This window comes from Amycolatopsis sp. NPDC088138, from assembly GCF_044741685.1.
In the GTDB taxonomy this organism is placed as follows: Bacteria; Actinomycetota; Actinomycetes; order Mycobacteriales; family Pseudonocardiaceae; genus Amycolatopsis.
This window is the reverse complement of record NZ_JBIUTB010000005.1, coordinates 478,939-490,835: the sequence shown is the minus strand read 5'-3', so window position 1 is coordinate 490,835 and position 11,897 is coordinate 478,939. Positions and strand designations below refer to the sequence as shown.

Sequence of the window (11,897 nt, the reverse complement as noted above, 5' to 3'; positions counted from 1 at the left end):
AAGGGCACGCCCCCCGGAGAGGGTGGGGGCCGCGCTGGGGCGAGGGCCGCATTGGATGCGCAGCGGCGGGCACACCGCGAGTGCCGACGACCTCGATCGGCGGAACTCCTCACCACCACGAGGAACGTGACAGCTCAGTCGACGCGGCCCAGGCGGGTCATGAAGCTCAGCCGGTCACCGCGGTACAGCGAACGGACGCGCTCGAACGGCGCGCCGTCCGGGCCCCACGACACACGGTGCATCAGCAGCATCGGCAGCGCCGGGTTGGTCCCGATCAGCAGCGCCTCGCGCGGGGTCGCGAGCACCGTCTCGACCCGCTCCTCCGCGCCGTCGAAGACCACGCCGAGCTGTTCGCTCAGGCAGGCGTACAGCGACTGCTCGGGGTCGAAGACGTCCATCAACGTCGGGAACCGCGAGGCGAGGAGATATGTCGACTCCAGGCCGACGCGTTCCTCGTCGGCCAGCAGGACCCGCTCGATGTGGATCACCTCGGCGTCCGAGGTGACCTGCAGGTCGGCCGCCAGCGCGCTGCCGGCCAGGCGCCGCTCCAGGGTGACCACGTTGCGGCCCGGGCGGATGCCCTGGCGCCGCAGGCCTTCGGTGTAGCTGACGAGGGCCAGCGGCTGGATGAGCTTCGGGCCGGCGACGTACGTCCCGCTCCCCTGCCGCCGGCTGAGCTTGCCCTCGAGCACCAGCTCGCTGACCGCCTGCCGTACCGTCGCCCGCGACACCTCGAACCGCTCGCACAGTTCCCGTTCCGTGGGCAGCACCGAGCCTTCACCGAGTTCCGCGATCACCGCCAGCAGCTCGACCTTCACCGCGTAGTAGCGCGGGACACGGCCGTGCTCGGGGATCCCGTCGAGAACGGGACCGTCGGCGGACAGGCGGGAATAACGCGAAGGGGCGGGCACGGAATCGACCCTATTCGTTTCCGCCGACGCCGTGGTTCGCTGTGGCGCGTAACACGGCCGACACACGGAGGATCACCCGGATGCGCCCGGCCCCTTTGACCCGCCGTTTAGGCCTCGCCGACGCCGTTTTCCTGGGCCTGGGCTCGATGATCGGGGCCGGCGTGTTCGCCGCGTTCGCCCCGGCGGCGCACGCCGCTGGCGCCGGGCTCCTGCCCGCGCTGGTCGTCGCGGCCATCGTGGCTTACTGCAATGCAACGTCTTCCGCGCGCCTCGCGGCGATTCACCCGGAATCCGGCGGAACCTACGTATACGGCCGGGAAAGGCTCGGTGAATTCTGGGGTTACCTCGCCGGCTGGGGATTCGTCACGGGCAAGACGGCGAGTTGCGCGGCGATGGCGCTGACCGTCGTCGCGTACGCCGCGCCAGGCCTCGGGCAACCGTGGCGGAGCCTGCTCGCGGTCGCCGTCGTCGCCGCGCTCACCGCCGTCAACTACTTCGGCGTCCACCGTTCGGCGCTGGCGACGCGGGTGATCGTGACGTGCACGCTGCTCGTCCTCACCGTCGCGGCGGTGACGATGGGCACGGGACCGCACGCGGGCGGGCCGCTCGTCGCGTGGCCCGGCACCGGCGGGATCCTCGAAGCCGCCGGGCTGCTCTTCTTCGCCTTCGCCGGCTACGCGCGGCTCGCCACACTCGGCGAGGAGGTCCGCGACCCCGCGCGGACGATCCCGCGGGCCATCCCGCTCGCCCTCGGTATCACCCTGGTCGTCTACGCGGCGCTGGCGGTGCTGCTGCTCGTCCGGCTCGGCCCGGCCGCGCTCGCCGCGAGCCCGGACCCGATCGCGGCCGCCGTCCCGGGGTGGCTCGCGCCGGCCGTCCGGGCAGGCGCGGCCCTGGCGGCGCTCGGGTCGCTGCTCGCGCTCGTCCTCGGCGTCTCGCGCACGACCCTGGCGATGAGCCGCGACGGCCACCTCCCGAGGTTCCTCGCCGCCGTGCACCCGCGTTACGGCGTGCCGCACCGGGCCGAACTGGCCGTCGGGCTCGTGGTCGCCGTGCTCGCGGCGTCGCTCGACCTGCGGGCCGCGATCGGCTTCTCGTCCTTCGCCGTCTTGAGCTACTACGCGGTCGCGAACGCGGCGGCGCTGACGCTGCGATCGTCACGCTGGGTCGCCGTCCTCGGCCTCGCCGGGTGCGTGGTGCTGGCGTTCAGCCTGCCGTGGACGTCGGTGCTGGCCGGCGCCGGCGTGTTGTTGCTGGGCGCATCGGCCTACGGCGTTCGCCGGATGCGCCGGTGAGAAATCACCCAACCGCCCGAAACATCCGAAGAAAGTTGGTTGTCCGGGTATCGCGCACCTGGTGTAGTCATGGGGCCGCCGTCGGCAACCGCTTCCTTTGTGGACACTGGAAGGACTGATCCCCTTGGCTCCCAAGCGCTGGTTCACCCTGCTCAGAAACGTCACCACCGCCGTAGCGGCCGTCGCCGCGGCCGCGTCGTTCGCCACCCCGGCGATCGCCACCGCCGCCCAGCCGCCGTCCACCGACGTCGTCGGCGGGACCCGGGCCGCCCAGGGCGAATTCCCGTTCATGGTGCGGCTTTCCATGGGCTGTGGTGGTGCGCTCTACACGAACCAGATCGTGCTGACGGCCGCGCACTGCGTCAGCCGGACCGGCTCGAACACGTCGATCACCGCGACCGTCGGCGTGGTCGACCTGAACAGCACGAGCGCCAAGAAGATCAAGTCGACCTACGTCTACCAGTCCCCCACCTACGGCACCTCGACCGGCGGCGACTGGGCGCTGATCAAGCTCGCGAGCCCGGTCACCGGCCTCTCGACGCTGCCGATCGCGTCGACGTCGACCTACAACACCGGCACGTTCACCGTGGCCGGCTGGGGCGCGGCGACCGAGGGTGGCGCGCAGCAGCGGTACCTGCTGAAGGCGACCGTCCCGTTCGTGGCCGACAGCACCTGCGCCGCCCAGGGCGGCAGCTACCCCGACCTGATCCCGAGCGCGGAGATCTGCGCGGGCAACCTGAACGCCGGTGGCGTCGACACCTGCCAGGGTGACTCCGGCGGCCCGATGTTCCGCCGGGACAACAACAACGCGTGGATCCAGGTCGGCATCGTGTCCTGGGGTGACGGCTGCGCCCGGCCGCACGCCCCCGGCGTCTACACCGAGGTGAGCACGTTCGCGTCGAAGATCGCCGCGGCCGCCGCTTCTCTCTAGCCCACACGCCGTGAGGGGCACCTTCAGGGACATTTAGTCCCTGAAGGTGCCCCTCACGGCTTTCAGCGGGTCTTGTCCAAGCGGGACAACGCGTCTTCGTAACCGGAGACGAGGTCCGCGACGACGTCGGCGACCGGGCGGACGCCGTTCATCCGCCCGACGATCTGGCCGACCGGCATCGAGACCACACTCGGGTCGTTCGCCGCGTGGATCCGGTTGTGCGCGTGGGAAACCAGCAGGTTCTGCAACGGCATCGGCAACGGCTCGGGTGCGTCGGCCGCGGCCCACGCCTCGGTCCACCGCGTTTTCAGCAGCCGCGCGGGTTTCCCGGTGTAGATCCGGGTGCGCACGGTGTCGGACGACGACGCCGCGACGAGCGCCTGCTGCATCGCCGCCGACTCGCCCATCGTCTGCAGGTACTCCTCGGTGGCGAGCCAGTACGAGCCCATCCACACCCCGGACGCGCCGAGCGCGAGCGCCGCGGCGACCTGGCGCCCGGACCCGATCCCGCCGGCGGCGAGCACCGGCACGTCGACGGCGTCGACGATCTCCGGCACCAGCACCATCGACGCGATCTCGCCGGTGTGCCCGCCGGCCTCGTAACCCTGCGCGACCACGAAGTCGACGCCGTTCTCGACGTGCCGGACCGCGTGCACGGCCTTCCCGGCGAGCGCGGCGACCGGGATCCCGCGGTCGTGGCACTGGCCGATGACGTCCGTCGGCGGCGAGCCGAGCGCGTTGGCGATCAGCTTGATCGGGTGGTTGAGCGCGACCTCGACGTGCGACCGGGCGACCGAGTGCAGCCAGCCGAGCACGCCGGCGCGCTCGTCGGTGTCGTCCGGCAGCGGCGGCACCGCGAGGTCGCGCAGCACCTGGTCGACGAATGCGCGGTGCCCCTCCGGGATCATCTTGGAGAGGTCGACCTGCGTGCCCTCGGCGGGGATCTTCGCCGGCATGACGATGTCGACGCCGTAGGGTTTGCCGCCGGTGTTCTCGTCCATCCAGGTCAGCACCCGGTCGAGCTCGGCCGCGTCGTTGAACCGGACGCAGCCGAGCACCCCGAGCCCGCCGGCCCGGCTCAGTGCCGCGGCGACGTGCTCCGACGGCGTGAACCCGACGATCGGCAGGTCGATGCCGAGCCGGTCGCACAGCGATGTCCGCACTCGTGTTCCTCCTCAGACGGGCTGGGCCGCGGCCGGGTCGTGCTCGGCGGCGTAGCGCTGGGCCCACGGGTAGTCCGGCTTGCCGCTCGGCGAGCGGCCGATCTCCTCGGCCAGCCACACGGTGCGCGGCACCTTGTACCCGGCGACCTCGTGGCGGACGTGCTGCTCGATCCCGGCGAGATCCGGCTCGGCGCCCTCGCGCAGCTGGACGACGGCGGCGACCCGCTGGCCGGTCCGCTCGTCCGGAATGCCGATGACGAGCGCGTCGAAGACGTCGGGGTGCGACTTCAGCGCGCCTTCGACCTCCTCGGGGTAGACCTTCTCGCCGCCGGTGTTGACACACTGCGAGCCGCGGCCGAGCAGCGTGACCGTGCCGTCCTCTTCGTAGCGGGCGTAGTCGCCGGGGACGACGTACCGGACGTCGCCGATGTCGACGAAGATCGTCTTGCTCTTCTCGGGATCGCCGTAGTAGCCGAGCGGGACGTGCCCGCGGCGGCCGATCAGCCCGATCGCGCCGGCCTTCGGCTCGACGAGATGTCCGTCGTCGTCCAAGAGGATGGCGTCCTTGCCGAAGCTGACGCGCGGGCCGGCGCTGTGGTCGGAGTCCTTGCCCACCATGCCGATCCCGGTGAAACCGCTTTCGGACGAGCCGATCGCGTCGGTGATCACGGCGTTCGGCACGAGCGCGACGAACTCCTGCTTGACCGACTGCGAGAACAGCGCGGCGTGGCTCGACACGGCGACGAGCGACGACGCGTCGTAGTCACCCTCGCGGAAGGCCTCGATGAGCGGGCGGGCCATGGCGTCGCCGACGATGGTGAGCACCTGGACCTTGTGCTGCTGCACGGCTTTCCACACCTCGTGCGCGTCGAAGCGCGGCACGAACACCACCGGGCTGCCGGTGAACAGCGCGCCGAACGCGGCCCACTGCGCGGCGCCGTGGATCAGCGGCGCGGCGGGCAGGCGGGTCAGGCTGCCGGACTTGCCCTGCTCGGCGAGCGTCCACTCGTCGGGGACGTACTCGCCGGTGACGAAGTTGATGCCGCCGCCGAGCGCGCGCCAGATGTCCTCGTGGCGCCAGAGCACGCCCTTCGGGTAGCCGGTGGTGCCGCCGGTGTAGAGGATGTAGAGGTCGTCGTTGCTGCGCTCGTCGAAGTCGCGCTCGGGCGACTGCGCTTCGAGCGCGGCTTCGTACTCGACGCCGCCGTAGCTCCCGAAGTCACCGTCGCTGCCGTCTTCGATGACGACAACGTGTTTCAGTTTCGGCGCCTCGGGCAGGACGGCCTTCACCTTGTCGGCGTAGCTTCTCTCGTGCACGAGCGCGACGAGATCGGCGTCCGTGAAGAGGTACGCGAGTTCGCCGTGCACGTAGCGGTAGTTGACGTTGACGGCGATCGCGCGCAGCTTGTACGCCGCGATCATCGCCTCCAAGGCCTCGATCGAGTTGCGGGAGTAGACCCCGATGTGGGATCCGCGTCCCACGCCGTGCGCGGCGAGGTGGTGGGCGAGCCGGTTGGCCCGCGCCTCCAGTTCGGCGAAGGTGACCTGCCGGTCGCCGCACACGACCGCGACGCGCTCCGGCACGGCGTCGACGGCGTGCTCCAGAAGATCCGCGATGTTGAGTGCCACGCCCTCAAAGTAGAACATGTTATCGTTCTGGGCAATGGCACTGCTGCTCTTCTGGAGGATTCGGTGGGTGAACCGCACGCGCTGGTTTCGCAAGAGGGCCAGACCCTGATCGTCACGATGAACCGGCCCGAGGCGCGCAACGCGATCACCGGCGAGATGATGTCGATCATGGTCGAGGCCTGGGACCGGGTCGACTCGGACGACGGGATCCGCAGCTGCATCCTCACCGGCGCCGGAGGTGCCTTCTGCGCCGGGGCCGACCTGAAGTCGATGTCACGGAACTCGCCTTCAGAGTCTTTCGCCGCCGGCAAGTTCGACCCCGCGCACATCCCGGGCCTGCTGAAAGGCCGCCGCCTGACCAAGCCGCTGATCGCGGCGGTCGAGGGCCCGGCCATCGCGGGCGGCACGGAGATCCTGCAGGGAACGGACATCCGGGTAGCGGGTTCTTCGGCCCGGTTCGGCGTGTCGGAGGCCCGCTGGGGCCTGTTCCCGATGGGCGGCTCGGCGGTGCGGCTGCCGCGCCAGATCCCGTACACGGTGGCCGCGGACATCCTGCTGACCGGCCGTCACCTTTCCGCCGCCGAGGCGCTGGCGATCGGCTTGATCGGTCACGTGGTGCCGGACGGCTCTGCGTTGTCCCGCGCCCTCGAACTGGCGGCGCTGGTGAACGCGAACGGCCCAGTGGCGGTGCGAGCGATCCTGCGGACGATCCGCGACACCGAGGGCCTCCACGAGGAGGAGGCCTTCAAGCTGGATTCGCAGTACGGGATCGAGGTTTTCGCTTCGGACGACGCGAAGGAAGGGCCGCGAGCGTTCTCGGAGAAGCGCAAGCCGGACTTCCACAACCGCTGACGCCGTGCTCCCGGAGTCGACACACGTGATTGCCGGGACGACACGCGTGATCAGAGGGTCGACACGGCACGACTCAGCCGTGTCGACCCTCCAATCACGTGAGTCGGCGTTCCGATCACACGTGTCGACCGTTCAATCACAGGCGATTGCCCTGGTCCGCTTCCCTGGGGGACCAGCTGTCCACAGCGCCGCCGTGATGTGGACAACCCGGCCGCCCGGAAGCCTTTCGGACGGTTTTGTCCGTGGGCGCCGATAGACTGGACCAGGGCACGCCCCCCAGTGGAGAGGCGGGGGGCGCGCACCCTGGCTCCGAGACCCGGCCTACGACACGTATTTGGCTCGCAGGTGGCGCTTGTACAGCTTCCCGTTCGGGTCCCGCGGCAGCTCCTCCAAGTAGTCGATCGACTTCGGGAGCTTGAACTTCGCCAACCTCGTCGCCGCGTACGCCAGCAGTTCTGCGGTCAGCTCAGGCGAAGGCGAGACGCCGGCGACCGGCTGGACCACCGCCTTGATCTCCTCGCCCCAGTCCTCGTGGGGGATGCCGAACACCGCGACGTCCGCGACCGACGGGTGCATCACCAGCTCGCCCTCGATCTCCGCCGGGTAGATGTTCACCCCGCCCGAGATGATCAGGTCCGCCTTGCGGTCGTGCAGGAACAGGTAGCCATCGGCGTCCAGGTGCCCCATGTCGCCCAGGGTGAACAGCTTGCCCACGCGGGCAGCGGCCGTTTTCTCCGGGTCGTTGTGGTACGAGAACTCCGACGAGCCCATCTGCATGTACACCGTGCCCGTCTCGCCCGGGGGCAGGGAAAGGCCGGCATCGTCCAGGACCTTGATCGTCGAGCCCGGCCACGGGAGGCCGACCGAGCCCGGCTTGCGCAGCCAGTCCTCGCCGTTGATCACCGTGCCGCCGCCCTCGGTCGCCGCGTAGTACTCCGTGACCACCGGGCCCCACCACGCCAGCATCTGGCGCTTGACCTCCAGCGGGCACGGGGCCGCGCCGTGGATCATCACCCGCAGCGACGACAGGTCGTACTGGGAACGCACCGCGTCGGGCAGGGCCAGCAGCCGGCGGAACTGGGTCGGCACCATGTGGCTGTGCGTGACCCGGTACCGCTCGATCAGGCGCAGCATGTCCTCGGCGTCCCAGCGGTCCATCAGCACCGCCGAATGCCCCAGCTGCAGCGAAATCGCCACGAAGTTCAGCACCGCCGTGTGGTACAGCGGCGAGCCGCACAGGTGCACGTGGTCGTCGTGCGGGCCGAGGCCGAACACGCCGAAGAACCACGTCGACGCCGCCGGCACCTCGTCCGGGTCGGTGCCCGTCAGCGGCCGCCGGACGCCCTTGGGGCGGCCGGTCGTGCCGGACGTGTACAGCATCGGCGAGCCCGCCGTCCGCCGCGACGGGCGTCCGTCGCCGTCGCCCGCGCCCAGCTCTTCGATCCGGCGGAAGCCCGGGACGTCGCCGACCGCGAAGCGGGCCGAAGCGGGCAACCCGGCTTCGTCGGCCGCGGCGATGGCGACGTCCGCGAAGCGCTCGTGCGCGAGGAACGCCTTCGCGCCGCTGTCGCCGATGATGTACGCGACCTCGGGGCCGATCAGGTGCCAGTTGACCACCACGACGTACAGCCCGGCCTGGATCGCGGCGAAGTAGGCCGCCACCAGCTCGTCACCGTTCGGCTGGAGCAGCACCACGACGTCGCCGACGTCGAGGCCCAGCTCCTGCAGGCCCCGGGAGTACCGGTTGGCCTTGGCGGCCAGCTCGCCGTAGGACACCGAACGGCCGTCCGGGTCGACCAGAGCCGTCTTCTCGGGCTCTTCCGCGGCGATGTTCCACAGGCCCAGCGTCTTCGCGGCAGTCGTCGTCATACCGCAAATCTAGAACGCGTTCCACCTACAGGCAACCGTCCGGCAGTGAATCTTGCCGACGAATCGAGAACGTGTTTCACTCAAGCACGTGACCGAGACACCGCTTGCGGCACCCCTGAACGTCGGCTTCGACTACACCCGCTCGACCGGGCCGGTGCTCGGCCGGTTCGTGAACGCGCTGCGTGAGCGCCGCATCGAGGGCATCCGCGGCAGCGACGGCCGGGTGCACGTCCCGCCGGTGGAGTACGACCCGGTGACGGCCGATCCGCTCAGCGAGTTCGTCCCGGTCGCCGAAGAGGGCACCGTCGTCTCCTGGTCGTGGTGCCCGCACCCCCTGGACGGCCAGCCGCTGAGCCGCCCGTTCGCCTGGGCGCTGGTCAAGCTCGACGGCGCCGACACCGCGATGCTGCACGCCGTGGACGCCGGCTCGCCCGAGAACATCCACAGTGGACAGCGCGTCCGCGTCCGCTGGGCCGACGAGGTCGTCGGGCACATCCGCGACATCGCCTACTTCCTCCCCGCCGACGCCGAGGACACGACGCCGACCGAGCCCGCTCCCCCGGTCGCCGAGCGCGAGGAGGGCGCCCCGGTCAGCATCGTCATCACGCCGGTGCACCTGCGCTACCAGCACTCCGCCTCCCCCGAGGAGAGCCGCTACCTGCGCGGACTGGCCGAGGGCAAGCTGATCGGCCAGCGCTGCCCCGCGTGTCAGAAGGTCTACATCCCGCCGCGCGGCTCCTGCCCGACCGACGGCGTGCCGACCACCGACGAGGTCGAGCTCCCGGACACCGGCATCGTGACGACGTTCTGCATCGTCAACGTCCCGTTCCTGGGCCAGCGGATCAAGCCGCCGTACGTCGCGGCGTACATCCTGCTCGACGGCGCCGACATCGCGTTCCTCCACCTCGTGCTCGGCTGCGACGCGAAGGACGTCCGGATGGGCCTGCGCGTGCGCGCCGCCTGGAAGCCGCGCGACGAGTGGTGGACGTCGCTGGAGAACATCGACCACTTCGAGCCGACCGGCGAGCCGGACGCGGCCTACGAAACCTTCGCCCACCACCTGTGAGGTCCTGATGCCTGACGTCGCGATCGCGGGCTTCGCGCACGCCCCGAACGTCCGGGAGACCCCGGGCACCACCAACGGCGTGGAGATGCTCGTCCCGATCTTCGCCGAGGTCTTCGCGCAGACCGGACTGTCCAAGCAGGACATCGGGTTCTGGTGCTCCGGCTCCTCGGACTACCTGGCCGGGCGCGCGTTCTCGTTCATCGCCGCGGTCGACGCGATCGGCGCGTTCCCGCCGATCCACGAGTCGCACGTCGAGATGGACGCCGCCTGGGCGCTCTACGAGGCCTGGCTCAAGATCCGGATGGGCGAGGTCGAGACGGCGCTCGTCTACGGCTTCGGCAAGTCCAGCGCCGGGCAGCTGCGCCGGGTGCTCGCGCTGCAGCTCGACCCGTACGTCGTCACTCCACTGTGGCCGGACTCGATCTCGATCGCCGGGATCCAGGCCCGGCTGGGCCTCGACGCCGGGCTGTGGTCCGAAAAGGACCTCGCCGAGGTCGCCGCCCGCAACCGTGACCTGGACGCCGCCGAGCTGCTGGACACGCCGTACGTCGCGGACCCGTTGCGCGCCCACGACATCGCGCCGATCACCGATGGGGCCGCCGTGATCATCCTGTCCACAGTGGAACGGGCGAAGGACATGGTCGAGCACCCGGCGGTGATCGCCGGGATCGAGCACCGCGTCGACTCCCCCGTGCTCGGCGCCCGCGACCTCACCCGGAGCCCGTCGACCGAGATCGCGGCCAAGGCCCTCGACCTCGACGGCGTCGACCTCGCCGAGCTGCACGCGCCGTTCACGCACCAGGAGATCATCCTGCGCACCGCACTCGGACTCAAAGAAGGCGTGAACATCAACCCTTCGGGCGGCGCGCTCGCCGCGAACCCGATGTTCTCCGCCGGGCTCGCCCGCATCGGTGAGGCGGCGCGGCGGATCCACAGTGGAGAGTCCCGCAAGGCGGTGGCGCACGCGACGAGCGGCCCCGCCCTGCAGCAGAACCTCCTGGCCGTGCTGGAGGCACGATGACCAAGCAGCTCACGGCCGTGCTCGGCACCGGCCAGACGCACCACCGCGCCAAGCGCACCGACGTCTCGATGCCGGGCCTGCTGCGCGAGGCGATCGACCGCGCGATGATCGACGCCCAGGTGGAGTGGGCCGACATCGACGCCGTCGTGCTCGGCAAGGCACCGGACCTGTTCGAGGGCGTCATGATGCCCGAACTGTTCCTCGCCGACGCGCTGGGCGCGAACGGGAAACCGTTGCTGCGCGTGCACACCGCCGGCTCGGTCGGCGGGTCGACGGCGCTGGTCGCGGCGTCGCTCGTGCAGTCCGGCGTGCACCGCCGGGTGCTCACGGTGGCGTTCGAGAAGCAGTCCGAGTCGAACGCGATGTGGGGCCTGTCGATCCTGCCGCCGTTCCAGATGCCGGTCGGCGCCGGCGCGGGTGGTTACTTCGCGCCGCACGTCCGGTCCTACATCCGCCGCTCCGGCGCGCCCGAGCACATCGGCGCGATCGTCGCGGCGAAGGACCGCCGCAACGGCTCGCTCAACCCGTACGCGCACCTGCGCCAGGCCGACATCACCGTCGAGTCGGTGCAGGCGTCGCAGATGCTGTGGGACCCGATCCGCTACGACGAGACGTGCCCGTCGTCGGACGGCGCGTGCGCGATGGTGCTCGGCGACGAGGCCGCCGGGGACGCCGTCGAAGGCGGCGCGGCCTGGATCCACGCGACGGCGATGCGCACCGAGCCAACCACGTTCGCCGGCCGCGACCAGGTCAACCCGCAGGCCGGGCGCGACGCCGCGGCCGCGCTCTGGGCCGAAGCCGGGATCAAGGACCCGATGTCCGAAGTGGACGTCGCCGAGATCTACGTGCCGTTCTCGTGGTTCGAGCCGATGTGGCTGGAGAACCTCGGGTTCGCCGCCGAAGGTGAGGGCTGGAAGGTCACCGAAGCCGGTGAGACGGCGATCGGCGGGCGGCTGCCGGTGAACCCGTCGGGCGGGGTGCTCTCGTCGAACCCGATCGGCGCGTCCGGCATGCTTCGCTTCTCCGAAGCCGCGAAGCAGGTCATGGGCCGGGCCGGGGACTACCAGGTCGAGGGCGCGCGCGTCGCGCTAGGGCACGCCTACGGCGGTGGGTCGCAGTACTTCTCGATGTGGGTGGTCGGCGCCGACAAGCCGCGTTGA

General features: G+C 70.7%; 10 protein-coding genes. 6 read left to right on the top strand and 4 right to left on the bottom strand.

What is annotated here, in order from left to right; all coding sequences use genetic code 11:
* Positions 1-134: 134 nt before the first annotated feature.
* A complete protein-coding gene (locus ACIOD2_RS28840; protein WP_400544584.1) occupies positions 135-911 on the bottom strand; it encodes a GntR family transcriptional regulator in 777 nt (258 codons plus the stop codon).
* An 80-nt stretch (positions 912-991) separates the two neighbouring features.
* On the opposite strand from ACIOD2_RS28840, the gene ACIOD2_RS28835 reads away from it, so the two are divergent.
* Together ACIOD2_RS28835 and ACIOD2_RS28830 are read left to right on the top strand one after the other, a co-directional pair.
* Complete coding sequence (locus tag ACIOD2_RS28835) at positions 992-2,206, top strand: APC family permease (protein ID WP_400544581.1); 1,215 nt, start codon at positions 992-994, stop codon at positions 2,204-2,206.
* 124 nt (positions 2,207-2,330) lie between these two features.
* Positions 2,331-3,137, top strand: coding sequence for a S1 family peptidase (locus ACIOD2_RS28830; RefSeq protein WP_400544578.1), 807 nt, complete (start codon positions 2,331-2,333; stop codon positions 3,135-3,137).
* A 62-nt stretch (positions 3,138-3,199) separates the two neighbouring features.
* Here the strand turns inward: ACIOD2_RS28830 and ACIOD2_RS28825 are convergent, their stop codons facing one another.
* Positions 3,200-4,300 carry an NAD(P)H-dependent flavin oxidoreductase gene (locus ACIOD2_RS28825; RefSeq protein ID WP_400544575.1) on the bottom strand — a complete coding sequence of 367 codons (1,101 nt, stop codon included), beginning with the start codon at positions 4,298-4,300 and terminating at the stop codon, positions 3,200-3,202.
* A 12-nt stretch (positions 4,301-4,312) separates the two neighbouring features.
* A complete protein-coding gene (locus tag ACIOD2_RS28820; RefSeq protein WP_400544572.1) occupies positions 4,313-5,929 on the bottom strand; it encodes an acyl-CoA synthetase in 1,617 nt (538 codons plus the stop codon).
* 63 nt (positions 5,930-5,992) lie between these two features.
* On the opposite strand from ACIOD2_RS28820, the gene ACIOD2_RS28815 reads away from it, so the two are divergent.
* A complete protein-coding gene (locus ACIOD2_RS28815; protein ID WP_400546145.1) occupies positions 5,993-6,781 on the top strand; it encodes a crotonase/enoyl-CoA hydratase family protein in 789 nt (262 codons plus the stop codon).
* A 321-nt stretch (positions 6,782-7,102) separates the two neighbouring features.
* On the opposite strand, the gene ACIOD2_RS28810 is transcribed toward ACIOD2_RS28815, so the two are convergent.
* Positions 7,103-8,650, bottom strand: a complete 1,548-nt coding sequence (locus ACIOD2_RS28810; protein WP_400544569.1) for an acyl-CoA synthetase — start codon at positions 8,648-8,650, stop codon at positions 7,103-7,105.
* Positions 8,651-8,738: 88 nt separating this feature from the next.
* Between ACIOD2_RS28810 and ACIOD2_RS28805 the strand changes: the two genes are divergently transcribed.
* From ACIOD2_RS28805 to ACIOD2_RS28795, 3 genes are read left to right on the top strand one after another with little or no spacing between them, the layout of a single operon-like run.
* The gene (locus tag ACIOD2_RS28805) at positions 8,739-9,716 is read left to right on the top strand and encodes a Zn-ribbon domain-containing OB-fold protein (protein WP_400544566.1); all 978 of its coding nucleotides are present in this window, start codon (positions 8,739-8,741) and stop codon (positions 9,714-9,716) included.
* A gap of 7 nt (positions 9,717-9,723) precedes the next feature.
* Positions 9,724-10,737 carry a thiolase domain-containing protein gene (locus tag ACIOD2_RS28800; protein WP_400544563.1) on the top strand — a complete coding sequence of 338 codons (1,014 nt, stop codon included), beginning with the start codon at positions 9,724-9,726 and terminating at the stop codon, positions 10,735-10,737.
* Complete coding sequence (locus ACIOD2_RS28795) at positions 10,734-11,897, top strand: thiolase domain-containing protein (RefSeq protein ID WP_400544560.1); 1,164 nt, start codon at positions 10,734-10,736, stop codon at positions 11,895-11,897. Before ACIOD2_RS28800 ends, ACIOD2_RS28795 begins: the two co-directional genes overlap by 4 nt.